This window comes from Alkalibacterium indicireducens (assembly GCF_039522005.1).
In the GTDB taxonomy this organism is placed as follows: Bacteria; Bacillota; Bacilli; order Lactobacillales; family Carnobacteriaceae_A; genus Alkalibacterium; species Alkalibacterium indicireducens.
This window is the reverse complement of the sequence record NZ_BAAADA010000072.1, coordinates 22,305-45,658: the sequence shown is the minus strand read 5'-3', so window position 1 is coordinate 45,658 and position 23,354 is coordinate 22,305. Positions and strand designations below refer to the sequence as shown.

27 protein-coding genes are annotated in these 23,354 nt (G+C 44.1%); 9 read left to right on the top strand and 18 right to left on the bottom strand.

The annotated features are described in order from the left end of the window. Window positions 1–205: 205 nt before the first annotated feature. From ABFX15_RS04725 to ABFX15_RS04705, 5 genes are all read right to left on the bottom strand, one after another. Window positions 206–802, bottom strand: coding sequence for a hypothetical protein (locus ABFX15_RS04725; RefSeq protein ID WP_346024341.1), 597 nt, complete (start codon window positions 800–802; stop codon window positions 206–208). Next, complete coding sequence (locus tag ABFX15_RS04720) at window positions 786–1,088, bottom strand: hypothetical protein (RefSeq protein WP_346024340.1); 303 nt, start codon at window positions 1,086–1,088, stop codon at window positions 786–788. Before ABFX15_RS04720 ends, ABFX15_RS04725 begins: the two co-directional genes overlap by 17 nt. A 77-nt stretch (window positions 1,089–1,165) precedes the next feature. Continuing rightward, entirely contained in the window at window positions 1,166–2,980 is a 1,815-nt protein-coding gene (pepF, locus tag ABFX15_RS04715) for an oligoendopeptidase F (protein WP_346024339.1), read from the bottom strand. A gap of 91 nt (window positions 2,981–3,071) precedes the next feature. Continuing rightward, entirely contained in the window at window positions 3,072–4,076 is a 1,005-nt protein-coding gene (gene add / locus ABFX15_RS04710; RefSeq protein WP_346024338.1) for an adenosine deaminase, read from the bottom strand. 372 nt (window positions 4,077–4,448) lie between these two features. After that, window positions 4,449–4,580, bottom strand: a complete 132-nt coding sequence (locus ABFX15_RS04705) for a hypothetical protein (RefSeq protein WP_346024337.1) — start codon at window positions 4,578–4,580, stop codon at window positions 4,449–4,451. Window positions 4,581–5,222: 642 nt separating this feature from the next. On the opposite strand from ABFX15_RS04705, the gene selD reads away from it, so the two are divergent. From selD to ABFX15_RS04685, 4 genes are all read left to right on the top strand, one after another. Continuing rightward, a complete protein-coding gene (gene selD, locus ABFX15_RS04700) occupies window positions 5,223–6,263 on the top strand; it encodes a selenide, water dikinase SelD (protein WP_346024336.1) in 1,041 nt (346 codons plus the stop codon). 14 nt (window positions 6,264–6,277) lie between these two features. Further along, the gene (gene mnmH, locus ABFX15_RS04695) at window positions 6,278–7,321 is read left to right on the top strand and encodes a tRNA 2-selenouridine(34) synthase MnmH (RefSeq protein ID WP_346024335.1); all 1,044 of its coding nucleotides are present in this window, start codon (window positions 6,278–6,280) and stop codon (window positions 7,319–7,321) included. Window positions 7,322–7,427: 106 nt separating this feature from the next. Next, window positions 7,428–7,727 (top strand): hypothetical protein, encoded by a 300-nt coding sequence (locus tag ABFX15_RS04690; protein WP_346024334.1) that lies wholly within the window; start codon window positions 7,428–7,430, stop codon window positions 7,725–7,727. 20 nt (window positions 7,728–7,747) lie between these two features. Further along, the gene (locus tag ABFX15_RS04685; RefSeq protein ID WP_346024333.1) at window positions 7,748–8,050 is read left to right on the top strand and encodes a hypothetical protein; all 303 of its coding nucleotides are present in this window, start codon (window positions 7,748–7,750) and stop codon (window positions 8,048–8,050) included. Between the two features lie 83 nt (window positions 8,051–8,133). On the opposite strand, the gene ABFX15_RS04680 is transcribed toward ABFX15_RS04685, so the two are convergent. Together ABFX15_RS04680 and ABFX15_RS04675 are read right to left on the bottom strand one after the other, a co-directional pair. Beyond that, window positions 8,134–8,427, bottom strand: a complete 294-nt coding sequence (locus ABFX15_RS04680) for a type II toxin-antitoxin system RelE family toxin (protein ID WP_346024332.1) — start codon at window positions 8,425–8,427, stop codon at window positions 8,134–8,136. After that, window positions 8,427–8,762, bottom strand: coding sequence for a type II toxin-antitoxin system Phd/YefM family antitoxin (locus ABFX15_RS04675; RefSeq protein ID WP_346024331.1), 336 nt, complete (start codon window positions 8,760–8,762; stop codon window positions 8,427–8,429). The genes ABFX15_RS04680 and ABFX15_RS04675 overlap by 1 nt, the downstream gene beginning before the upstream one ends. 183 nt (window positions 8,763–8,945) lie before the next feature. Between ABFX15_RS04675 and ABFX15_RS04670 the strand changes: the two genes are divergently transcribed. Beyond that, window positions 8,946–9,692, top strand: coding sequence for a DUF4336 domain-containing protein (locus tag ABFX15_RS04670; protein ID WP_346024330.1), 747 nt, complete (start codon window positions 8,946–8,948; stop codon window positions 9,690–9,692). A gap of 116 nt (window positions 9,693–9,808) precedes the next feature. Here the strand turns inward: ABFX15_RS04670 and ABFX15_RS04665 are convergent, their stop codons facing one another. The 4 genes from ABFX15_RS04665 to ABFX15_RS04650 form a co-directional block, all read right to left on the bottom strand. After that, complete coding sequence (locus tag ABFX15_RS04665) at window positions 9,809–10,027, bottom strand: glycine zipper domain-containing protein (RefSeq protein WP_346024329.1); 219 nt, start codon at window positions 10,025–10,027, stop codon at window positions 9,809–9,811. 98 nt (window positions 10,028–10,125) lie between these two features. Beyond that, window positions 10,126–10,644, bottom strand: a complete 519-nt coding sequence (locus ABFX15_RS04660; protein WP_346024328.1) for a hypothetical protein — start codon at window positions 10,642–10,644, stop codon at window positions 10,126–10,128. Window position 10,645: 1 nt separating this feature from the next. Continuing rightward, a complete protein-coding gene (locus ABFX15_RS04655; protein ID WP_346024327.1) occupies window positions 10,646–11,410 on the bottom strand; it encodes an SDR family NAD(P)-dependent oxidoreductase in 765 nt (254 codons plus the stop codon). Window positions 11,411–11,459: 49 nt separating this feature from the next. Continuing rightward, window positions 11,460–11,615 (bottom strand): hypothetical protein, encoded by a 156-nt coding sequence (locus tag ABFX15_RS04650; RefSeq protein WP_346024326.1) that lies wholly within the window; start codon window positions 11,613–11,615, stop codon window positions 11,460–11,462. Between the two features lie 301 nt (window positions 11,616–11,916). Between ABFX15_RS04650 and ABFX15_RS04645 the strand changes: the two genes are divergently transcribed. From ABFX15_RS04645 to ABFX15_RS04630, 4 genes are all read left to right on the top strand, one after another. Then, window positions 11,917–13,326 (top strand): ISLre2 family transposase, encoded by a 1,410-nt coding sequence (locus ABFX15_RS04645; RefSeq protein WP_346024325.1) that lies wholly within the window; start codon window positions 11,917–11,919, stop codon window positions 13,324–13,326. A gap of 612 nt (window positions 13,327–13,938) precedes the next feature. After that, window positions 13,939–14,319, top strand: a complete 381-nt coding sequence (locus ABFX15_RS04640) for a hypothetical protein (protein ID WP_346024324.1) — start codon at window positions 13,939–13,941, stop codon at window positions 14,317–14,319. Window positions 14,320–14,779: 460 nt separating this feature from the next. Next, window positions 14,780–15,754, top strand: coding sequence for a bile acid:sodium symporter family protein (locus tag ABFX15_RS04635; RefSeq protein ID WP_346024323.1), 975 nt, complete (start codon window positions 14,780–14,782; stop codon window positions 15,752–15,754). Window positions 15,755–15,813: 59 nt separating this feature from the next. Further along, window positions 15,814–16,902, top strand: coding sequence for an iron-containing alcohol dehydrogenase family protein (locus tag ABFX15_RS04630; protein ID WP_346024322.1), 1,089 nt, complete (start codon window positions 15,814–15,816; stop codon window positions 16,900–16,902). Window positions 16,903–17,126: 224 nt separating this feature from the next. Here ABFX15_RS04630 and ABFX15_RS04625 read toward each other — a convergent pair whose 3' ends face one another. The 7 genes from ABFX15_RS04625 to ABFX15_RS04595 all read right to left on the bottom strand — a co-directional run bounded on the left by ABFX15_RS04625 (window position 17,127) and on the right by ABFX15_RS04595 (window position 23,299). After that, the gene (locus ABFX15_RS04625) at window positions 17,127–18,548 is read right to left on the bottom strand and encodes an SLC13 family permease (protein ID WP_346024321.1); all 1,422 of its coding nucleotides are present in this window, start codon (window positions 18,546–18,548) and stop codon (window positions 17,127–17,129) included. Between the two features lie 338 nt (window positions 18,549–18,886). After that, complete coding sequence (locus tag ABFX15_RS04620) at window positions 18,887–19,456, bottom strand: NADPH-dependent FMN reductase (protein WP_346024320.1); 570 nt, start codon at window positions 19,454–19,456, stop codon at window positions 18,887–18,889. A 40-nt stretch (window positions 19,457–19,496) separates the two neighbouring features. Further along, window positions 19,497–20,435: a ring-cleaving dioxygenase gene (locus ABFX15_RS04615; protein WP_346024319.1), complete on the bottom strand. Its 939-nt coding sequence runs from the start codon at window positions 20,433–20,435 to the stop codon at window positions 19,497–19,499. Window positions 20,436–20,499: 64 nt separating this feature from the next. Next, a complete protein-coding gene (locus ABFX15_RS04610; protein ID WP_346024318.1) occupies window positions 20,500–20,934 on the bottom strand; it encodes a MarR family winged helix-turn-helix transcriptional regulator in 435 nt (144 codons plus the stop codon). A gap of 255 nt (window positions 20,935–21,189) precedes the next feature. Continuing rightward, entirely contained in the window at window positions 21,190–21,960 is a 771-nt protein-coding gene (locus ABFX15_RS04605) for an ABC transporter permease (RefSeq protein WP_346024317.1), read from the bottom strand. Further along, entirely contained in the window at window positions 21,953–22,888 is a 936-nt protein-coding gene (locus ABFX15_RS04600) for an ABC transporter ATP-binding protein (RefSeq protein WP_346024316.1), read from the bottom strand. Before ABFX15_RS04600 ends, ABFX15_RS04605 begins: the two co-directional genes overlap by 8 nt. 243 nt (window positions 22,889–23,131) lie before the next feature. Next, entirely contained in the window at window positions 23,132–23,299 is a 168-nt protein-coding gene (locus ABFX15_RS04595) for a hypothetical protein (RefSeq protein ID WP_346024315.1), read from the bottom strand. Window positions 23,300–23,354: the final 55 nt, after the last annotated feature.

The following is a 23,354-nucleotide window of genomic DNA, read 5'->3' as shown; positions in this document are numbered from 1 at the left end:
ATCAAGTGATAGTGATTAACGTTTGAGGTGATAGGCTTTCTAGCGGGTAAAACTTTATACTTTCCTATTCTACCAGAAAAAAGCACAGACAGCCGTCCGTGCTTTTTTTCATATTCAAGTTTTTCTACAATTGATTCTCTCTAAATGCTATTAAGCATCTTTCATACTTAAAAGTCTGCAGCCGGTTTATTATTTATAATGTTTATCAGTTGGTATTCACCGTTTCTGTATTTGAAGACACTTGCATCGCACTTGTCCCTTCATTTTTTAGTGAAGCAATGACTGTCAGCATATATATTTTGGACACTAATGCCGATAAAGACCCAACCACAATCAGCCCAGTCAGTTGACTTGTCGCAGCTGCTGTCAACAGCAGGACGGCTACACCAGAAATCAAAAGATACCGTGTATCTTTTGTAGTATAGGTGTTCACCCTATCTACCTGCTGCATTTCAGTAAACCTGATGATTACAGACTCGAATAATTTATGAAAGACGGTCAGTTCAACCACCATATGTACTGGAGGGTAAAAGAGCAGGAGCATACTCAACATCTGAAAATCCAGACTGATCAAAGGAGAAATACCTTCCAGAAAGGAAAAAGTGAAAAGAATACACAGCCCGCTGTTAATGAGCGTGCGATTTTGAGCTGGAAGATTTTCCTCGATTTCTCCAAAGCCTTTGATCAAGATGTACCACCCGATTATACTGGGAAAAAGAATGAGAAAGCCTACCGAGACATTAATAATCGATAGGATATAGCCCCAGAAAATTTTCTTGTATCCACTAGCTGGTTTCGTCACGTCTATCTTCCTCCCCTGTATTCAACAGTCTATATAAATCAATCATTTCGTACTCGGGATAGTGGGTGTATCTATTAAGAAGAGAGACATGATATGACGTTCCTTCACTTGTCGATACTGTCAGTGTGGGTTCAGTATTCAAATAAGCAGATCCTTCAAGAGGCGTTTCACTAGTCGACTTTTCAACTCTAACTGTAAGTGTATCCCCCGATTCGATTAGAAGACCTTCTGCCTGTTGAGCAGTTACCCCGTTGGTTGGAAATGAATTTCTATGTATATATTCCACCTTATCAGAAAACACAGTCTCATTCTACCTGTAATCAAATCAAAACGCGCAGAGTAGAATCTGCACGTTTTGTCCACTTATTGATTTTGTTCCATAATCTGTGTCAGTTCGATCATTCGGTCGACTGATTCGTCCAGATACTTGATCGTATCCATCAGAGGTTTTTCTGTTGAAATGTCTACACCCGCTACCTTGGCAGCTTCTTCTGGTGTCTTCTGCCCCCCTAAGGCAAGAAACTCCAGCCACTGTTCCGGCTTCATTTCACCTTGAGACATTTTCAGGTATGCCTGAGTTGCAATGGTCAGTCCAGCAGAATAGGTATACGGGTACAGCCCCATATAATAGTGGATCTGCCTCATCCAAGTCAGCTCGGCTCCTGCTTCTATCTCGACAGCATCTCCCCAGAATTCTTCAAGGACACTTCGTTTCAGTTCACTCAACTTGTCCGCATCAAAACTTTTTCCTTCATCAATCAGACGGTAGACTTCCCGCTGATAAGCCGCTTCAAGCAAGTGCGTAACGAAATTATGGAAGTAGGTCTTTGATATCATTAGAGAAATGACGTTACGTTCCATTCTCGGATCGTTCGTCTGCTTGGTTAAGTAGTCAGTCAGAAGCAGCTCGTTGAAAGTTGACGGGGCTTCGATCAGATAAAGTGACGGGTCCGAACCGGTAAAGGAGTTGTTTGCATTGGTCAACTCACTTTGTCCGGCATGACCGAGTTCATGGAACAAGGTATAGGCATCTGTCAGATCTCCTGTCCAAGTCATAAGGATATACGGGTGCTTGCCGTATGCAGCGGAACAGAAAGCACCTGACTCCTTTCCTTTGTTCTGAGCGAAATCAATCCACCGTTCAGGGTAAGCACGCTGGAGCAAGTTGACGTAGTCCTCGCCCAATGGTGCCATCGCCTGTTTCAGTAAGTCCTGAGATTCTTCTATACTGACTTTAGCCGTATAATCAGGATCCAGATCGACTTTCAGGTCAGCATAAGTGAACCTATTTAAGTCATGGACCTCTTTCAAATGCGTCACATATTTGCGCATGACTGGGGCAAACTCCTTCATGATCACATCGATTTGGCGGTGATACAAAGCCTGATCTACTTCCTGATCTGCAAGCAAATAGTCAAATATTGAGTCGTACCCTCTCATATTTGCAATGGTCTTTTCATGCTGCACATGATTATAGTAGGCAGTCGCTACGACATTTTTATATTGACTGAGCGTATGGTTGAATGCGTCATACGCTGCACGACGGATCTCTTTGTCGGTATCATACATGTACACTTCTTCGTACAAAACAAAGCTAAGTGGATACTCTATTCCGTTCACTTCAAACGTTTTAAAATCAGCATCTGCGAGTCTCGCCTGTTCAAAGACTTCGGCAAACGAATCCAGAACCGGATTCAGAAGAGCCAGCGCTTCTTCCACTTTAGGATGTAGCTTGCATTTCTTTGTCAGCTTAATGAGTCTCATGAATGGTGCGAAACGAGGCTGGGATTCACTTACTTCGTCTAATACTGACTCACTCAGTTCTTCCAGCTGAGATTTGAAAAAGCTGAGTTTCGCATTCGTGTCTGCCAGAAAGTTGGCGGCACGTCTGTTTTTTATTTGGGCATCACTGTCGGAAATGTCGACAGTCACCGGCAACATGGCATAAGTCTGGATATGGGACATGACCGTCCGTATGTCTTCATAGGCCTCGACCGCTTCTATGACAGATTTCGCATCATTCAGTTTTCCATCGACTTGTTTAATAAAATGAGCGGTATCCTGTTTTACTTTCTCTACTGCCTCTTCGTAGGCTTTGTCATCTTTAAATACAGCAGACAGGTCCCACTTCAAGTCGTCGGCTACTTCAGATCGTTCTCTTAATTCATTAGTTGTCATTGGCAGGTTCTCCTTCAGTTAAAAGATAAGGTACATGATTTCTTGTACAACATTAGTATATGTCTTAAATCATTTCAGATCCATAACTAGCCTAAAAAACGTACTGTTCTTCAATCTGGCGGATCACCTGCTGCTTGGTTCCTTCATCAGTAAAGGCATAGGTGATTGCATTGAGCATCACTTGTTTCAGATCAGTTGAAGTCATTCCGCAGTGGGCGATACAGATCATCAGCTCATCCGTTACAGTGGTATTCGAAACGGTCCGGTTGTCCGTATTGATGCAGACCTTGATGCCTTCATCCAGGAAGTATCTCAGCGGATAGTCCTTAAATGACGGAATGGCACGCGTCTGAATGTTACTTGTCGGGCACAGTTCGAGAAGAACGTCTTTCGCTCGCACATTTTGCAGTGCATCTTGGTCCTGTCTGATCGCTACACCATGACCAAGTCGTCTGGTTCCCATGTCCATCGCAGACAGGACATTGTCGACAGAGCCCGTTTCTCCAGAGTGAATGGTCATGTCCATGCCCAGGCTTCTCGCTGTGCTGACCGGTCTTCTGACCTGCTCGTTCGGGAAGTTTCCTTCGTCTCCTGCCACATCGACTGCCGCTACCATTCCTTCAGGAAGCTGACTGACTTCTTCGAAAAGCTGTGTATTTCTCTCCTGAGTATGGTGCCTCAGTGCGCAGGCGATCAGGCTGACCTTGACGGGAAAATCATCTGCGGCTTTCCGTATCCCTTCATCGACTGCTTCTATGACTTCTTTCACGGATAATCCCTGTCTCTGGTGCAGTAGCGGCCCGAATCGGAGCTCCAGATAGACGATGTGTTCACGGTTGGCATCCTCGATCACAGCATAGGTTGCTTTTGTGAGATTCTCCTTTGTCTGAAGCAGCGGCAAGATCGTTTCAAAGCTGGACAAGTATTCCTTAAGCGTACCGGAATCGGCTGGCGCAATGGCACCTCTCATCTCTTCTTTAGGATTAGTGTAGCCTTCTTTTTCAGCCAGCTCTATTAAAGTCTTCATAGGGACAGAGCCATCCAGGTGGCAATGCAGTTCCACTTTCGGCAAGTTGACTAGTTTTTTTCTGTTCATCTGTTCACTCCTCGGCTTCATTCAGTGCGTAATATTTTTAATGACTAGTCTAACACATTCCAGATGTCTTTGACAGATGGTATATGTACAGATATCGAGGTAAACTTAGAAAAAGCACAGATGGTCTATGCTCTTCTTTTTTCCTAATTTTACGATCGTAAGAATCCGCCTTCTGAATTGATGACCTGATCGGCGATCCAGCCGTCTTCTTCAGTAGCGTGGAAAGTAATCAGCCGGGCAGCTGGTCATCCCCATTCTTCCGGACAGAAACTTCGGCTCCAAGTGCTTTTTAATCTCGTCTGTCATCCACCCCGTGTCGGTGGGGCCAGAATTGACGGCATTGACCGTAATACCTGCAGACGCCAGTTCAGCCTAAAGAGAAAGTGTAAAGGCTGAGACAGCTCCCATAGTCGCGCCGTAAGCCAGTTCGTGACAGACGGCTGCTCCGATACCTGCATCATGGCTGACCCCAGTGATCAGGGCAATCGATCCTTGTAATGTCATAGCTTCCTCCTTGTTTCGTGTGATGTGATGATTATTCATTTTATAAGAATCCGTTTACTAATTATATCTTAATCGACTGGTTATTTCCTTTGATTCTATATTTATTGGGAATTAAGCTGGTGCCAACAGCCTGTCCTATCAGTCTGATTACACTTCAAGGCAACCGTTCTGTCCTAAACAGTCGCTAAGTTCTTTAGTAGTGGAAGTTTAGACGGCCTGGCGTACGCTAAACTGTTCTTAGGGACCGTCTACTTATAGTTTAGGGTATTTATCTGATTTCATCTTGCCGTTAGAAGGCTTCTCGTTACATCTTAGATTTCGTACGTGTTATAAGCTGCAGCTAGAGCGCCTGTAGTGGAGGTTCAGACGGTCTGACGCCCGCTGAACCATCACTAAGAAACTTCTCGTTGCATCTTACCTACATCTTCAGCCACTGAACTATAAGTAGAACACCCTTTACTTCCAGTTTACTGTCTCTACTGAAGCCTAAGCTGAAACTAACCTCGTCAAGTCCTGTCATTGTTACTTATAAGACTGGGATTCTTTTTCAAAAAAAGAATCGACTTATCCTGTAACAGAATGAGTCGAGTAATGGTAAACTGTAGGTACATTGACCACCAATCAGGAAAGAAGGCATATATCATGACTCAAGTTAAACTGACGACGCTTACTAAAAAAGGCGGCTGCGGATGTAAGATCGGACCGAGTGAACTGCGCGAGGTTTTGCATACCCTGCCGGAAACAAAAAAAGATCCGAATCTTCTGGTCGGACTGGATACAGGAGATGACGCGGGGGTATACAAACTGACGGATGACCTGGCCATCGTTCAGACGCTGGATTTCTTCACACCAATCGTGGATGACCCGTATGATTTTGGTCAGGTCGCAGCGGCCAATGCACTGAGTGACGTCTATGCAATGGGCGGTACACCGATCACTGCTTTGAATATCGTTGCCTTCCCTATCTTCAATCTGGACAAGTCGATTCTGACAGAGATTCTTAGAGGGGCCAGCGATAAGGTTCAGGAAGCCGGCTGTAATCTCGTGGGCGGCCATTCAATCGATGACCAGGAACCGAAATTCGGGCTGTCGGTAACTGGGACGATCCATCCCGATGACATCCGGACCAATGCCGGAGCAAAACTCGGAGACAAGCTGATCCTGACGAAACCCATCGGTGTCGGCATTTCCACTACGGCACTTAAGCGGGGACTCTTAACTGATGACGAGATTCGTCGAGTGACGGCTGTGATGGCTACTTTGAATAAAGACGCGGCTGAGGTGATGAAGGCTTATGATGTACACGCCTGTACGGATGTGACCGGCTTCGGACTGCTTGGCCATCTATCAGAAATGGCTGCAGAGAGTCATCAGGCGCTGATGATTATGAAAGTCGATGTGCCCGTGCTTTCCCGTGTGCGTGAGCTCGCTGAAGAAGGTGTCATTCCAGGAGGATCGAAAAACAACTTCAATCATGTGAAAGAGGTCGTTCACTTTGACGAACGTCTAGATTCGATCGACCAGATTATTCTCGCTGATGCTGTCACGTCAGGTGGCCTGCTGATGTCCGTCAATCCAGATGAGGCATCAGCCATGATCGATTCCTTACAGAATAAAGGCATCGACGCACGAATAATCGGTGAAGTCACAGATGGACAAGAAGGACATATTTATGTCAGATAAGAAAGGACTCTTCTATGTTTAAAGATATTTCACCCTCGGACCTGTTTGAACTCAAAGAAGCCGGACACGTAGTCGTAGATGTCCGTGCGCCTAAGGAATTCAAAGAGGCAACGATCCCAGGAGCGATCAATATTCCTCTGTTTTCAGACGAGGAACGTGCTCAAGTCGGAACGACATACAAGCATCAGGGGCAGGAGGCAGCGAAGGAGCTCGGACTGGAGATCTTTTCGAAGAAGCTGCCGGACTTTATCAGACAGTTCAAGGAGCTGAAGTCTCCGGTCACTGTCTTCTGCTGGCGCGGGGGGATGCGCAGCACAACTGCCGCCACTGTAACTGATTTGATGAATATTAAAGTCAATCGACTGACCGGCGGAATCCGAGCGTATAGAAACTGGATGAAAGAGCAGATCGACACGCTTCCCCTTCCTCCTTTTTATGTGCTGAACGGCCATACTGGAAATGGCAAGACTCATATCCTACGTCAGCTCAAACAGGAAAACTATCCTGTGATCGATTTCGAAGCCATGGCGCGTCACCGCGGATCCATTTTCGGACAGATCGGTCTTGAACCCAGTAATCAGCGCATGTTCAATCTTCTTCTGGGTGAGGACCTGCTGCGTTACCAGCAATCGCCCTATATCCTGGTAGAAGGCGAAAGTGCCCGTATCGGCAAAGTCATTATTCCAGAACGCATTTTCCAGCATAAAGAAGTCAGTTCTCAGCTGGTCGTTGATCTGCCGCTTGAAGAACGGGTCGCCATCATTCTTGACGACTATTCTCCTGATGCTTACCACGATGACTGTCTGGTGGCCTTTGAACGGATCAGACGCCGCATCCATACTCCTGTTTCAAAAGCGATCGGCGAAGCTCTTGAAACAGGAGACTATCCAGAAGCGGTCAAGCTTCTTCTGACCTATTATTATGATCCGCATTACAACAGATCGATCACGCGGCCTGATGCACCGGAAACACCCATCGAGGCTTCTACTCTCGAAGAGGCTGTTGATCAGGTCAGGACGCAGCTCGACAGTCTGAATAAGATCAGACAGCAAAACTGATACGTAATGAATGCCCAGCCTGCTTTTATCCGGGTGTCGTCCACTATGTCAGCCTGTTTGACATCTGACTACTGGACTAGTTCATTGTGCTCAAAGGAGTGATTTCATGTTTACATTAGGCAGAAAGATCGACCCTCGCAACAAGACTAATCTGGCCATTATCATCTGTACTTTTGCTGCCTTCATTGCCGGCTGGCTGTTAATTACCGAGCTGATTTCCGGCTTTTACTTAAGCGGCACAGTGTTTGTGACTTGGGCCCTTTCCAGAGATGTGGATCCCGCCCACAGCTATTCAGCTTTCGTCGCTGTCGCTTTGACTCTGACGAATCTGCTTTATATCGAAACGATCGAAAACACTCAGATTCTTGCGCTGTTCTGGCAGCCGGTCTTCTCGCTTTCGTACTAGCTATCGTCCAATTGCTGTTTATGCAACGGCTCACACTCGCGGCATTCGATGAGCAGGATCCGGTGACTCTAATTCTGATCGCGGTGGCTGTTCTCTCGGCAGTTCTTTTCTGGTTTATTTCAAGACGTGAGTGTAAGGATGACCAGGGTAAACAGGCAGACCTCAGGCGAATTTTCACAGGTCAGCTCGTCTACTGTGCAGCTGTTCTGCTTCTGGTCTTTTTCGAAGACTTATCTATAAACGATCATCTAATCCACCTATCAGTCCTCTTGGGAAGCGTGATCCACTTCATGTGGTTAAGAATTAAAGAAGCCGGGGCTTGAGGGCAAACCTCAATTGATTGCACTGCATGCAATAATAAAGAGCTGTACAAGAACCACCAACCTTGGTCTTCTAGTACAGCTCTTTATTTTATCCGATCTACTGCTACGTGATAAACGTCTTGATTCTCCCGTTTACCTATTGCAATAACTTGTATTATTTCCAGTCCTTTTTCGGATTCTCTAAATACAATTCTTAATCCAGCTTTCTTATGTTTCAGCTTTCTGCATCCCGACAGTTCCCCTTTCAAGGGTTGCCCAACCTCCATGCCATAGGCCTGAAGCTTAGCTATGGACTTTCTCACCAGTATCTTTTGAGACCCGTCCAAAGCTTGGTAGTCCTTCTTTGCTTCTTCGATAAACACAACATCGTAACTCATTACTCCCAACCATTGTCGTCAGGGGCGTATTCGGCTTCAGCCAGTTCTTTGCCCATAACATCTTCCAGAGAAAAAGTTTTTGCATCCTTTTGAACATTCTGTGCCTTCAATCTTCGGGAAACTTCGTAGTCCAGCAGTTCTTCTTCCAGTTCATCAATTTTTTGTATAAGCGCCTCATAGTGCTGCTGGGTAAGCATAACACCGGCAACGTTATCACGATTTAAAATATAGACCCCCTCATTTAATTCTTCAGCTTTCTTGAAGATATCCATCGGACTCTTCTTCACATCAGATATCGATCCTTTTGGAATATTTCCAATCAGTTCAACTGCCATACTTTTTGCCTCCTTCTTTTACTAGGATTATATCATTTAGACTTTTAAAAGTCTTTAAAAAAACTCTTGAACATACTGTTAAATGCTCATAATTCTATCAGAGATATTCCTTTGTAAAATGTAATGAGACACTGTAATATTGAGCGCTTAATGATACACTGTAACCAAAAGGAGGACTCCATCATGTCGATCCCTCTATACGAACCATTGAACACACTGAAGAAAGTTGACGATAACATCTGGGTCGTGGACGCCGGACTTATCAAGATGAGCGTATCCGTACTTAAGGTCCCTTTCTCCACACGCATGACCATAGTAAAATTGGATGACGGCACGCTATGGATTCATTCGCCAGTTGCGCCTGATGAAAGTATGTTTAAAGAAATCGATGCACTAGGAAAAGTCGGACATCTCGTTTCGCCGAACAAGATCCATTATGCCTACATTGCGGACTGGAAGGCCCGCTATCCTGAAGCTAAGACGTGGGCAAGTCCCGGGGTCGATGATCGGGCAGCATCGCAGAATATTCCTGTAGCTTTTGAGTACGCTCTGGAAGACTCTGCTCCATCTGACTGGTCTGCAGACATTGACCAGCTGATTTTCAAAGGCAGCCGGGCACTTGAGGAAGTCGTCTTTTTTCATAAAGAAAGCCGAACGCTAATTTTAACTGATCTCATCGAGAATTTTGAACCTGAACGCACTGAGAGCCTAATGTGGCGATCAGTCTATAAAGCAGCTGGCATCGCTCATCCAGACGGAAAAACGCCGATCGATATGCGGATGACTTTTGCCGGACAGAAGGATCAGGCCAGAGCGTGCTACAGGCGCATGCTTGAATGGCAGCCTGAGAAAGTCATTCTTGCTCACGGGAAATGGTACGAAGAAAACGGGACAGAGGAACTGAGACGCGCCTTCAGATGGCTGGACTAAAGTAATACCAAAAAAACGGATTAATGGTCGTAAATAACCTGACCTTAATCCGTTTTTTTTGATAGCCTATTTAACTTTAATGAATCCTTAGTATTCTGTCACTGTATAAGAGGTCATCATTTCTTTTTAGATTTCTTAGACGCAGGCACCGCTGTTCCTATTGCTGCACCGATGGCTATTCCTAGACCCATTCCCAGAGCCAAATTATCAAACATAAGACCAAATGCGGCACCTAAAGCAATTCCTACACCAATACCCGCACTAATATTATCATCTGTCTCATTTTCACTATTTTCTTCGATATGTTCATCTGTATTTTTATTATTATGATCCATCCATTTAGACCTCCTTTTTCTATCGTTTGTAAGACTCGACGAATTAAGCCGGATAAAAACCTAATCTTCCAGTAAATTATTCGCAAAAATCGTCTTCCTTACTCAATGTTTAACGTGAAGGCATAGCTCGCAGTACCTTCCTGCCAATTAGCCAGGACTTCATAAATGACCGTTCCTTCATTCGTCAGGAGGACCTCTTCCGATTCACTGATTACTGTGTTGTCTTCTTCCCATACTTTGACTGTATAGCTGTCCGGTTCAATTTCAAAATCCAATTCGATCGAGGTGTCTCCAGTAACTTCAAGTGCTGTCATATTACCGACCAGTTCCGGCGGAGCAGCAGATTCGGCTTCTATAGCCGTCATAGTACCTTCTTCATTGTCGATGCTCCAGCTATACGTTCCAACTACTGCGTCGACCGACTCGTCACCTGCCACAACCGTGAGTGCCGGCGGCTCGAGAATCTCGTCATTTGTGCTGCCACTGTCCTGAGTATCTATATTTCCGGTCGTTTCTGTCTCCTCACTATCTGTGAGATCGTCATTCTCAGTATCGGTGCATCCCGCGAGTATCAACAGTGCTGACATCAGGATTGATACGAGCCATTTATTAGTCATGTCAGTCCTCCTCATATCGCCAGCCATGTTCCTCATGGTAAATCATCTGCCTGGACATTCCCCCGTCAATGATGAATTCCTGTCCGGTAATGAATCCGGACTGCTTATCATTCAATAGAAAGCGAACCATCTGCACGATATCTTCCGGCTGTCCAACTCTGCCGACTAAATGCTGGCTAGCATCCTGATCAGTCAGTTCAACTTCTTCCTCTGAATGTTGAAAAGCACTCGTATCAATCCATCCGGGACTGATTGTATTGACTCGAGCCTTTTTTCCTAGACTGTTGGCCATCGCATGAGTCAGAGAGAGCAGCGCCCCTTTTGAACTGCTGTAACTTTCATTGTCTGCCATGCTTTGTCTATTGCGCGTAGACGACATGAGAATGATACTTGCTTTATCGGAAAATAATTCGGCTAAATGCTGAGTCAGGAAATAGGCCGACCCGACATTGACTTTCAAAACATCCATGAAGTCCTCATAGCTTGCTTTAGAAACAAGTCCTCCTTTGTTTATTGCCGCATTATGAATGAGCCCGTCAATGGTATCGGTTCGGTCCCTAATGAACTGGATGAACCCCTTTAGCTGTGACTTGTCAGCCAAACTTCCATAATACATGTGCAGGTTCTTTGAGGACGATTTACTTTCAAGTGCTTTTCCTGCTTTTTCGTCCTGATCGATGACGAAAAGCTCAGCCTCATTAATCAAACGCTCGACAATTGCCCTTCCAATTCCATTTGCTCCACCGGTTAATACGATTTTTTTCATATATTTACGCTCCTGACTCTGGACAGTTATTCATCCATGTTTGCTGACACTAATTTTCTTCATCATCTACTTGAATCACGTAATCTTCATAGCTGCGAATATCTATCAGCTCAATACTCCACAGCCCTTCAACATCATCGTATATGATCGAACGTAAGGACAATGATTCCGTTTCAAAACTTTCTTCTGATAATGCGCTATGCAAAGCTTCTGATTCAAAAAGTGGGCTCCTTCAGGAACTGAACTTTCAAACACATCTAATTGCCCCATTTCTGTTTGAGCAGGATAAGACTCTGCGACCCATCCTTCCAAGTATTAGCTGCTTTATTATAGTCATAGTATCATAGTTGTCTTCCGTAATATCTATTATATAGATGAAAAAGGTCGTTCCAAGCCTTTATCTATGTGTAAAATAAATGTCGGAAGAGGGAAAATCCGACCTAGACAAAAAGAAAGAAGACCCTTAATCTAGAGATAACGACAACGCTAGAGAAAGAGGTCTTCTTATGAATGAAATTATAACAGAAATCATCGAAACGATAAAGGATTCTTCCACATTATTAGAAGGAGAATTAGCCCTAGAAAAACTTTTACAACAGGTGAATCAACAATTGCTTAACGCAGCCTTTAAACAGATTGATTTAGAACTGCTTCCGAAATATAAAGAGCAGGGATATGAAATTGATAGTGTACCTAAGCGTACACTTCACATGACCGTTGGTCCTGTAGAGATTGCAAGACATCGTATGCGAAAAGAAGGCGAAAAAAGTGTCATTCCTTTTGATCAAGCTATCGGCCTAGAGCCACGTAAACGTCACTCTCCTCTTGTCGAAATGAAAGCAGCTCAAATAGCTTCTGATGGAACTTATCGCAAAGCCGAAGAAGCGATTAATCTGCTTACGCCGTTTTCATTGAGCCATACGACTATACATAAGATGACTCAAAAAATAGGTACAACTATTCAAGATTGGACGGATACGGCCCCTCTTCAAGACGAAACGGCTCAAAAGGACAAGACAAAGACGCCAGTACTGTTTATCGAAGGTGATGGTTTAATGCTCACTAAAGGTAAAGAAAAGAAACGTCCTGAAATTCATCGTGTTCAGTTCCATGAAGGTGTTGAGTATAAAGGAAAACAGAAAAGGCCTGTTTTAATTAATTCGAGAATGTTCGAGAGCACTATATCGAGTTCTGAAGCATTTAAACGCGCAAGTCTATGGCTGGAATCAATCTATGACTTACGGGAAACGATTGTCATCTCTAACAGTGATGGAGGTAGTGGTTACGATAAAGATAAATTCTATCGAATTATCGGAAAATGCCAGCGTCATGAGCATTTTAGAGATGCCTATCATGTCAATGAAAAAATCAAACAACGGATGTATTTTGATAAAAAAATGGAAGAAAAGATGAGGAAAGCTGTGCGTACATACAATCTGGATCTGGTTGAAGCGATTATAGCGACGACTGAGAGTCGAGTCAAAGGCAACGATGAAAAAGCAACGGAATATAAAGAAGAACTTTCAAGATTAAAAGCCTACCTATATAGAAATTGGGACAGTCTTAAACCCTTAAAAATGAGAAACTTACCTGTAAACAGAGGACTAGGTGTATGTGAGAGTAATCATCGCCCTTATAGTTATCGCATGAAACGGCAAGGCCGAGGGTTTTCAGCTAAAGGTGCTGGAAATGTCGCAGCGATCATTTCTGCACGAAAGAATGGAACGTTTCTCCGAGCGCTAACCGAAAAGCTTCCCGAACTATTAACGGAACTCCGACCGGAGTTCAAAGGCGCTGTACGAGCAGCTTTGAAGAAGAGCAAGACAAAACCATCAATCGGTGTAAAAATTGGGAGTATAGCTAATTACAGCTCTTCATCAAGTCCTATAGGACAATTGCAAAAAATGTTTAGTTAGAACCCTCTTTCTCAATCGTTTTGGGAGCTCAAAGAGCGATAAAGCGATTGAGAAAGAGAAAAAATAAAAACAGCGTTTCAGATTTCTAGAATAAATTTCCGAGATTAACTTTACACATACCTTTATACTTTCATCTATTAAGGTACTTAGTATGATATACTCCACTTATTCAATTGATAATTTTCACTAATATTACAACATTATTGAAAGAGAGCGTGACTGAATTGAAAAAAATATTATTAACTTCCTTCCTCACCTTAGTTTTAGCTTCCTGCGGGACACCTGAATCAGGCAGTGAACTACCCACCACTTAAATCCTCCGGATTTTGAAGTGGGGGCTTCCTACGAACTCCATTCTTGTCTGCACAGGTTTCATGCAGACAGAGGAATCGGATATGGGTAGGCTCAAAAGGCAGTCCCTGCCTCATAGGTTTTCTTTTACTTGGCTAACGCCAAGGAATACTCAGTAGGCTTGGTTGTCGCCTATATAGACTTGGTTATCGTCTATATATAAAGTATACCAAATGAGAATGACATTAACCACTTCAAGCTATCGCTTGACCGAAATTCATCTCCCACTTTCACTGGTGCTTCGCACCCATACGCTTAGAAGTGGGAGACTTCTTTCGGAATTACGTTAAAGAAGTAGACTCTGTCCCTGAGGAAATCCATGGACTGCTGAACGACTTTCCCAACGCTGTTTTCCAATTAAGTCCTGCAGATTTAAGACTTGTTTCCTTTAATGATGGTGACAATGGATCATATATCGTCTTCCACTCCAGTGGAGAAGTAGAAGCACATACTGAATCAGAAGATAGTACTTTGGTCATTCATTTGACTGAAACTGAAACAGATGGGGTGATAATTAATCAGTTTACCTACTACTTAACGACGGGTGAAGAACACGATACTATTCAAGTAAGAGTCAACGATGAACCGATTCCTTTTGACCTCAGGGTAGCAATGCAACAGGTTAGGAGACCTCTGTTCTAATAATGCTATAGACCGGAATGTTTTAAAGCATTACTAAGTCTGACATTAAAATATTACACTCTAAACCCCTATAAAACGCTTTCAGTAACTATTTGACTAAATTTAACAAAAGATTAGATTTTGTGCTTGTTTTCTCATTTGTTTCTCTTTATTATTTAACCTAATCACTTATCAAACAGTAATTTCGCTTTAAGGAAGGACAAACTCATGACTAGACAATCTTACTCAAGTTTAATTATCATTATTAGATTCAGGGCTTAACACTGTATTTTTCTTACAGCTGTTCAAGTCCTATTCATGGTTGTTTATGAATGGGACTTAGGCCTCCCATTCTTTGTTTATAGAATGGGAGGCCTTTTTCTATTCCAGTTGGCTGTTTGACAATTTTTTCAGGAAGGAGAATCTACCCGTGTCGACCGTTCGTTAATTTATTATCTACTTAGAAAAGGGGAATGATTTCATGCAAGTCTTTAAAAAGGTTAATCAGACGTTTACTCAGTACTTATCTTTCATTGTTGTAGGTGTAGCTATTATCTCTCTCGCTCTGCCCTCTAGTTTCTTATGGGCAGCAGGGTTCTCAACAAATATTCTGCAGTTTATCATGTTTACTATGGGACTGACAATGAAGCCAGCTGACTTCAGTGAAGTAATGAAGAAACCATGGCAAGTTTTCATCGTTGTTTTGGCACAATACTTGTTCATGCCTCTTTCAGCCTTTGCGTTATCACAACTATTCCAGTTACCCTCCGAAGTGGCACTTGGTCTGATCTTGGTTGGTTGTGTCCCTGGCGGAACATCTTCCAATGTCATCGCTTATCTGGCTAACGGAGACCTTCCTTTATCAATAAGTGCAACATCTGTTTCGACACTGATTGCCCCTTTCTTGACACCCGTCATGTTGTCTTTGTATGGTGGCGCATATCTGAATGTAGATTTCTGGACGATGTTCTTATCTATCGTGCAGGTTGTTTTGGTCCCTGTCGTAACGGGCTTGCTGATTAGCCTGTTTTTAGGAAATAAAACTCAGAAAGCAGAAGCTGTCCTACCTACACTGTCATCTCTTGCAGTCCTTCTAGTTTTAGGGGCAACAGTTGCGGTGAACCAATCCAACTTATTAAGTACAGGTCCAGTCATTTTCCTAGTCGTCTGGTTACACAACATGAGCGGATACGGCATTAGTTCCCTGGTTTGCGGCTTATTGAAACGAGGAAAAGCTACTACCCGATCTATTGCTATCGAAGTAGGCATACAGAATACTGGTCTGGCCGCAAGCTTAGGATTGGCGCACTTCAGCCCAGTCACTGCATTAGCCGCAGCTGCAGGAGCTATTGTTCATACTCTATTTGGAACGATTTATGCCAGCCTCTGCAGACGTAAAGACAGTAAAGAACTTAATGTATCTAAAGCTTCAGCCGGCGAACCCGTGCAGGCCTGACGAAGCACATATACAATTCATTTTTGAAGGGACACACTTTATAGAAAGTAGGAGAAAATATGAAACTTAGCCAAACAGTTAGAAGCGGACCAGACCAGTATATTTGCGAGGCACATGCCCTGTCGTATTTAGACCAGAAACTCGAAAGATTCGATTCCCCGGTTGTCATTACCGGTAAAAAGTCTTATGATGCCTTTCTCAAGCACTATAACGGTGAGTCGTCGTTTGAGGTCCTGAGATATGATGGCTCTGCATCCAATGAAGATGTGAAGCGACTAGCCAGTCTTGCCCCTCATGCAGATTGTGTCATAGGTATCGGTGGGGGCCGCGTTCTAGATACAGCTAAAGGCACTGCCGAGCTGCTTGGCAAAGCATCGATCATGATTCCTACTGTTCTGGGTACTTGTGCTGCTTATACCCCTTTATCAGCTGTATATCATCCGGATCATACGTTCAAAACTGTCGATTATTATACACAGTCAGCCTTTCTCTGTCTGATGGATCTCTCTCTTTTGGTCGAATCACCAAAAAAATATTTGCAGGGAGGAATCGGAGATACGCTGGCTAAATGGTACGAGGCTGAAGGCATCACAAGCAATATGACTGGTGACCTGCCTGTAATGGTTTCAGTAGGCCTCCAGACAGCAAAGGTTACGAGAGAAGTTCTCCTTAAAGATAGTCAAGAAGCTCTAGAAAGCATGGACCGAGGTAAGATAACTCCTGCTTTTACCCGCGTTGTCGAAGCTGTTGTTGCTATCGCTGGTACGGTCGGAGGCTTTGCCGGGGAATATGGACGAATGGCAGGAGCTCATGCTGTTCACAACGGTATGTCGCTTGTCCGTGAAACACATGTGTATGAACATGGAGTAAAAGTGGCTTACGGGATACTCGTTCAACTGGCTGCCGCTGGTAATCTAGACGAGGTTAACAACCTCCAATCCTTCTATGAAGAGAACGGGTTCCCTCATACCCTGTCAGCGTTCGGTGTTCATGAAGACTTAGAAGAAAAAATGTGGCAGATTGCCTGTTTTGCTGCATCAGATAAGGAAACTTTTACTCTGGCGGTCCCAGATGCTACACCTCATACCGTCTATGAGTCGATGAAGACACTGGAATCTATGTCTCGCATGCCTCTATTGACTAAGTAAGTGATTTAGATTGCACGCTTTCGTTTACCTAGCTGAACACAACAAAGGTTCTGACACGATAAAAGCAGTAAAAAACCGTCTAATGTAGATGGTTTTTTACTGCTTTTATTTAAATAAGTAATGAATCATAATTCCATTAAAAAAGCCGCTGAATCAAAGCTGATTTCTCCTTGACCCCACGGCATATCTAATTTGACACGTATTACTTAGAATTCAAATCGGAACTAATAACTTAAAAATATCGGCTGAAGAACATAGACGGCAAAGACGATGACAATAATTCCGACCATATTCATCCAGAATCCGGCTTTCATCATGTCTTCGATATCCAGGATATCTGCACCAAACACTGCTGCATTCGGCGGTGTGGAGATTGGCAGCATAAATGCACATGAAGACGCTAAAGCGACGACCACCATGATCCCATAAGGTTCTACACCTATTCCGGCAGCAAGCCCGACACTGATCGGCATCAACATATTCGACACCGCTGTGTTCGACATGATCTCAGTCATGAAGAGAACGGTTGCGGTTAGAATGATCAGAATCAATAGATAGTTGAAGCGGTCCAGGTTCGACAAGATGTCTCCGAACCAGACAGTAAGGCCGGATGACTCAAAAGCTGCGGCAAGTGACAAACCACCACCGAATAATAGAAGCAGTCCCCATGACAAGCCCTTCATATCAAACCAGTCCAGCAGCCTGCCACCCTTTGTATTAGGAATGACGAACAAGGTCGTGGCTCCAAGCATCGAAATGGTCGTGTCTGACAGTTCAAACGGTAGAAAGCCTCCAAAAATCCATAGCAGACCGGTCAGTGAAAAAATCGTCAGGACGAATTTTTCTTCAGTCGACATTGGTCCTAATTCCTTCAGCTGCTCTCTGGCAAATTCGGAAGAAATATTCCCTTCATCCGTCACTTTAAATTTGATTTTAGTAATATAAATGTATAGTGCGACTAGCAAAATCACTGTCACTATAATCCCAAACGTGAACCAGTCGGCGAAGGTGATTTCCTGGCCGAGCATATTAGAGGCAACTGCTACAAAGGTTGCATTCGGTACCGATCCGACAATTGTTGCTAGACCACCGATAGATGCAGAATAAGCGACAGTCAGCAGCAGACCTTTGGCAAACTTCTGAAACGAGTCTTCTTTGAGAAACGCGTTATCTTTGATTTCCTTGATCAATGCCAGAGCGATCGGCAGCATCATCAAGGCCGTTGCGGCATTCGAAATCCACATCGACAGAAATGCTGTAGCTAGCCCGACACCCATGGTGATCCGACTGCTACTTGTACCCAGTAAAGCAATGATAGTCATTGCGATCCGCTTATGCAGATTCCATTTCTCAATCCCTAAAGCAATTGTAAATCCACCCATGTACATAAAGACGATGGGGTTTCCATATGCCATTGTTGCAGTGGCCTGATCTGTTCCTCCGGCTAAAGGCAGAAGGAAAATTGGAAGCAGTGACGTGGCCGGAATCGGCAAGGCTTCCGTAATCCACCAGGTTGCTACCCATGTGGTAACTGCCAGCACTGCCCTCGGACTGGCATCCAGTCCTGTCAGGGCGGGTATAAAGTTTATGATTGCAAACAGGAGGGGCCCCAGACCCATCCCAATCTTTCTGAAGTCAATTCTCATGTTCAGCTCTCCTCTTAAATAATGTCTAAGCGGCATCCCCCAATGCCTACTATATAATGCAAAACGTCCAACTTAATGCACGTAGTATTTAATCATAGCAGAATCTGAACTTCAGGGATAGCGAACACAAGTTAAATCTTCATTATGGGTATCATGTTCAAAACATTATAAAGTTTCAAATGTAAAAACTTTAGAATATTTTGCCCCTGCTTCGTGTCACCTCTGTTATTTATTATGGCGGATGATTAAAAGGACACTCTCCTCTCCTTAAAAGATACTATTTTCTAAACAGAAAAAAGCAGATCAGTGAATATAATCTGACCTGCTTCATCATTAATTTATTTTTCTTCCGTGTCTTCTTTCACTCTCAATGGTTTTAAAGCACCGCTCCATGCATTGACCTGATCAAGCATGGCATGCACGTTGCTCAAGTGAAGTTCAGCTGGTTTAAATGTTGTAAAGTTCTCGAAGTCCGTAAACAGAGATAGGGTCGGGTGAACCCGAACATCAGCAATTTTCAATTCAGCCATGACGCCACGCAAGTGTTCTGATGCTCGTGCGCCACCAGTCGATCCATAACTGACTATCCCTGCCGCTTTATCGTGCCATTCCTCTCTCAAGTGGTCTATCGCATTTTTCAGTACGCCAGAGAAGCTGTGATTGTATTCCTGAACGATAAAGACATAGCCATCCAGTTCACTAATTTTCTTCTGCCAAGCAGCGATTCCCGGCTCAGTTCCGTCGGTAGTTCCCAGAAACGGGAGCTGATAATCAAGAATATCTACGATCTCATAATTTGCATCGCCACGTTCATCTGCGATTTCTTTAACCCAGTTACCCACCTGTGGGCTGACTCGTCCATTTCTTGTACTGCCTAAAATAATACCGATGTTTAGTTTTTCAGTCATTTTAAATATCTCCTTTTCTATTCCAAAAGTAGTTTTTTATTTAATCCAAAGGGGTCAAGTTGCTTTCAATTTCCTCGCGTCTGTCTTCCAAAAATGGCGGGAGAACGAGGCGCTCACCTAATTCATCACTGCTCTGATCCACTGTGAATCCCGGTTTATCTGTCGCAATTTCAAACAGGATGCCGTTTGACTCCCTGAAGTAAAGACTCTGGAAGTAATAGCGGTCAACCAGACCGGATGAGGCAAAATGGTTAGTTTTCGCCAAATCATCCCAATAGCTCAGCTCGGATTCTTCACTGACTCGAATGGCCAGATGATGAATGCTTCCTCTTCCAGGGCGTTCATCAGGCCCTTCTAAGTGTTTGACCAGAATTTCTCCATAACTGTCTCCCTTTTGGGTCTGATAAAGCGTGTCTGTGTGTTCCTGATAAATGGGAGAATAACCCATCAGTTCAGTCAGTGTGTGGGCAAATTTTTCACTGTCTCGTACCGTTATTTCGATCGGTCCCATGCCTCGGATCTGATGCGCTTCAGGCACCTCTGACTGAGGGTAGCTTTCCCAGTGAGACATTTCTTCACCGTTCGCTACGAGTAAAACAAGCTGCAGGCCATCCGGATCTTCAAATTTAATGCCCTGACGTCTGGCGTAAGTTGTGATACTGCCGTGGTATACGTCCAGCTCCTCAAAGCGCGCTTTCCAGTAATTCAGACTTTCTTCTGTCGGCACCATCAAACCTAAGCGGGTAATGGCATTCGTTCCCCTGTGCGTACGCCCAATATTCGGCATTTCAAAGAAAGTAAGGCCTGTTCCCGGACTCCCAGTCTTGTCTCCGTAAAATAAGTGATACATGGTCGGGTCGTCTTGATTGACGGTAACTTTTACCCGGCGCAGTCCCAGGATATTTTTGTAAAAATGATCGGTTTCTTTCGCATTCTTCACCAGCATGGAGATATGATGATGTCCTAAAATTGTTGACATGTGTTTTCCTCCTGTTAATCGTCACTTGATTAGTCGATTGATTGAGTAAAAAAATTGGGCACGGCTAGCCCAGTTCTTTTTCCGTATGTCGTTGGACTTTCGTCATTAATTTATACAATGTCTTCTGTTCTTCTCTGGACAAACAGTCCTCTATCAGCGACGTCTGAAACGCCAGCTGGTGTTCGAACACACTTTCCAGTTTCGCTTCACCTTTTTCAGTCAGGCTGATCCACTTTGTCTTCCATTCACTCGTCCGCTGGATGTATCCATCCCGTTCCAGTCTACTCAGCATCCTCGAAATACCACCGGCTGAAATCGTAATCTTGTCGGCCAGTTCACTTTGGGATAAAGGCTGATAAGTACCGATCTGATTCAATACATCGAACTGAGCTGCCGTGATGTCGAAGCGTTTCAGAAAGTCGTTGAACAGCAGTTCACTCTGATGCGTGAACCGCGTAATGCGAACCCAAATCAGTGACGCTAACGTATTTCGTCTCACCGGTATCATTCCTTTCTACAAAATCAGTTTACATGTCAACTGATAAAAAAAGCAAGCCTTTTGTCTTATTTTTTGTAAGTGACCTCATTAAAGACTCAGGCTGTACTATGTCGTACTTGCTAAATAAAAATCCGGTCGAGCCATAGCTTTTTTACTCCTATAAAAAAGCTGCCGGAATCAGTTAAATCAACTAATTCCGACAGGCTAGAGTTAAAAATTATTAAGATAATGTCTTCCTTGACGATAAAAATATAATCAGTTTCGCAGTCCTCGGCCTTTTTCAATCAGATACCAGTCGATCGAGTATAGAACGATGATGAACAGAATCAGAATGAGGATAGAGAAAACGATCGGTACATCGATGACACCCAGAAAACCGAAGCGGAAACCTGAAATCATGTAGACGATCGGGTTCACTCGGGAAACAGCCTGCCAAAATGGCGGAAGCATCGAAATCGCATAGAATACCCCTCCCAGATAAGTCAGCGGCTGCAATACGAATGTCGGAACAATCGACACGTCATCAAAGGACTGTGCGAAGATCCCGTTCAAGAGTCCAGCCAGTGAAAAGAGAATAGATGTCATCAGAAGTGTCAGAATGACTACACTCCAGGAGTAGACTTGCAGTGGCACGAAGAACAGAGAAATGATCGTGACAAGTGCTCCTACAAGAATACTTCTTCCCAGCCCCCCTATAACAAATCCCCACATAATGATATGCGTCGGAACAGGTGCAATTAAAAGTTCTTCAATATTCTTCTGAAATTTTTGAGAAAAGAAGGACGACGAGACATTTGAATAGGAACTCGTAATGACCGACATCATGATCAGTCCGGGAACGATGAACTCCATATAGGAGAAACCTTCCATTTCACCAATTCGTCCACCGATCAGATTTCCGAAAATAACGAAATACAAAGAAGTCGTGATGACTGGTGGAACCAAGGTCTGGACCCAAATTCTAAGGTAGCGGTTCGTCTCCTTGACCGCCAGGCTTTTTAAGGCTGTAAAATAAAGACTAAACATGTGCATCCTCCACTACGTGTTTTTCTTCCGTAATTTTCAGGAAGAGTTCTTCTAGACGATTCGATTTATTTCTCATGGACAGAACTTTGATTCCCTGTTCAGTCAGCTGACTGAACACCTCGTTGATGCCCTGGTCCCGGGCAACTTCTACTGCCAATGTCGAATCTTCGATCATTTCAAAGTCGAAACCAGTAATGACTGGCTGTCTGTCTGATGAATCGAGATCCAGGATAAAGGTTTCAAACTGAAGCTTGGCCAAGAGAGATTTCATGCTCGTGTTTTCGATGAGCTCCCCCTTTTGAATGATTCCGATATTGCGGCAGAGCATTTCCGCTTCTTCCAGATAATGGGTGGTCAGGATAATGGTCGTGCCACTGGCATTCAACTCTTTCAGGAAGATCCACATCTCGCGGCGCAGCTCTATATCCACACCGGCAGTCGGCTCATCCAGAATCAGCAGCTTCGGCTCATGCATCAAAGCACGGGCGATCATCAGACGACGCTTCATCCCCCCCGACAGCATACGAGCACGGACGTCTCTCTTTTCCCAGAGATCAGACTGCTTAAGATACTTCTCACTGCGCTCAAGGGCCTCTTTACGGGAAACCCCGTAGTAACCGGCCTGATTCACGACAATCTGCTGGACGGTTTCAAACGGATTGAAGTTGAATTCCTGAGGGACCAGCCCAATCTGTCTTTTGACCTGCATCAGCTGCGTATCCAGATCATAACCGAAGACTTTTACTTTTCCTGAAGTCTTATTCACTAAAGACGTGACGATACCGATCGTCGTAGATTTCCCGGCTCCATTCGGTCCAAGAAGGGCATAAAAATCTCCTTCTTCAACAGTCAGATCAATACCTCGCAGAGCTTCCACGCCTCCTGCATAGACCTTCTTCAAGCCTTTTATTTCAAGTGCATATGTCATTGCTTAACGATCTCCTTATCTATTGATTCTATAGTGTAACCCGGCAGAACTTTAAAAGATCATACGTCACTGTATGATAAAAAAGCCCAACTGGAACAGTTTAATGTAAACTGACGCAAAAAACCAGACCTTCGTCTTTACCGAAGGTCCAGTTCCGATTCTCACATCATATATTATACGCTTTATCCTCTTTCTGTTCTACTCCAAGATCAGAGAAAATGCATAACTTGCTTCTCCCTGTTCTCACTCTGCCTGCACTTCGTAAACGACTTCCCCCTGACCGGACAAATCAATGTCCGACGACGATTCAGTGGTCGCTTCATCTTCCCAGATTCGGATCGAATAGTCGTCAGGATCCTCTTCAAAGTCAAAGGTGACAGACGTATCGGCTGTCGCTATCACTGGATCCATAGTTCTAACCAGTTCCGGTGGGGCATCTATATATTTTTACTTGAAAAAGATGTGT

Excerpts from the sequence above, each read along its gene's own strand:
- pepF (WP_346024339.1), bottom strand. The coding sequence starts at position 2,980 with ATGACAACTAATGAATTAAGAGAACGATCTGAAGTAGCCGACGACTTG.
- add (WP_346024338.1), bottom strand. The coding sequence starts at position 4,076 with ATGAACAGAAAAAAACTAGTCAACTTGCCGAAAGTGGAACTGCATTGC.
- ABFX15_RS04705 (WP_346024337.1), bottom strand. The coding sequence starts at position 4,580 with ATGACATTACAAGGATCGATTGCCCTGATCACTGGGGTCAGCCATGAT.
- selD (WP_346024336.1), top strand. The coding sequence starts at position 5,223 with ATGACTCAAGTTAAACTGACGACGCTTACTAAAAAAGGCGGCTGCGGA.
- mnmH (WP_346024335.1), top strand. The coding sequence starts at position 6,278 with ATGTTTAAAGATATTTCACCCTCGGACCTGTTTGAACTCAAAGAAGCC.
- ABFX15_RS04690 (WP_346024334.1), top strand. The coding sequence starts at position 7,428 with ATGTTTACATTAGGCAGAAAGATCGACCCTCGCAACAAGACTAATCTG.
- ABFX15_RS04685 (WP_346024333.1), top strand. The coding sequence starts at position 7,748 with ATGCAACGGCTCACACTCGCGGCATTCGATGAGCAGGATCCGGTGACT.
- ABFX15_RS04680 (WP_346024332.1), bottom strand. The coding sequence starts at position 8,427 with ATGAGTTACGATGTTGTGTTTATCGAAGAAGCAAAGAAGGACTACCAA.
- ABFX15_RS04675 (WP_346024331.1), bottom strand. The coding sequence starts at position 8,762 with ATGGCAGTTGAACTGATTGGAAATATTCCAAAAGGATCGATATCTGAT.
- ABFX15_RS04670 (WP_346024330.1), top strand. The coding sequence starts at position 8,946 with ATGTCGATCCCTCTATACGAACCATTGAACACACTGAAGAAAGTTGAC.
- ABFX15_RS04665 (WP_346024329.1), bottom strand. The coding sequence starts at position 10,027 with ATGGATCATAATAATAAAAATACAGATGAACATATCGAAGAAAATAGT.
- ABFX15_RS04660 (WP_346024328.1), bottom strand. The coding sequence starts at position 10,644 with ATGACTAATAAATGGCTCGTATCAATCCTGATGTCAGCACTGTTGATA.
- ABFX15_RS04655 (WP_346024327.1), bottom strand. The coding sequence starts at position 11,410 with ATGAAAAAAATCGTATTAACCGGTGGAGCAAATGGAATTGGAAGGGCA.
- ABFX15_RS04645 (WP_346024325.1), top strand. The coding sequence starts at position 11,917 with ATGAATGAAATTATAACAGAAATCATCGAAACGATAAAGGATTCTTCC.
- ABFX15_RS04635 (WP_346024323.1), top strand. The coding sequence starts at position 14,780 with ATGCAAGTCTTTAAAAAGGTTAATCAGACGTTTACTCAGTACTTATCT.
- ABFX15_RS04630 (WP_346024322.1), top strand. The coding sequence starts at position 15,814 with ATGAAACTTAGCCAAACAGTTAGAAGCGGACCAGACCAGTATATTTGC.
- ABFX15_RS04625 (WP_346024321.1), bottom strand. The coding sequence starts at position 18,548 with ATGAGAATTGACTTCAGAAAGATTGGGATGGGTCTGGGGCCCCTCCTG.
- ABFX15_RS04620 (WP_346024320.1), bottom strand. The coding sequence starts at position 19,456 with ATGACTGAAAAACTAAACATCGGTATTATTTTAGGCAGTACAAGAAAT.
- ABFX15_RS04615 (WP_346024319.1), bottom strand. The coding sequence starts at position 20,435 with ATGTCAACAATTTTAGGACATCATCATATCTCCATGCTGGTGAAGAAT.
- ABFX15_RS04605 (WP_346024317.1), bottom strand. The coding sequence starts at position 21,960 with ATGTTTAGTCTTTATTTTACAGCCTTAAAAAGCCTGGCGGTCAAGGAG.
- ABFX15_RS04600 (WP_346024316.1), bottom strand. The coding sequence starts at position 22,888 with ATGACATATGCACTTGAAATAAAAGGCTTGAAGAAGGTCTATGCAGGA.
- ABFX15_RS04595 (WP_346024315.1), bottom strand. The coding sequence starts at position 23,299 with ATGGATCCAGTGATAGCGACAGCCGATACGTCTGTCACCTTTGACTTT.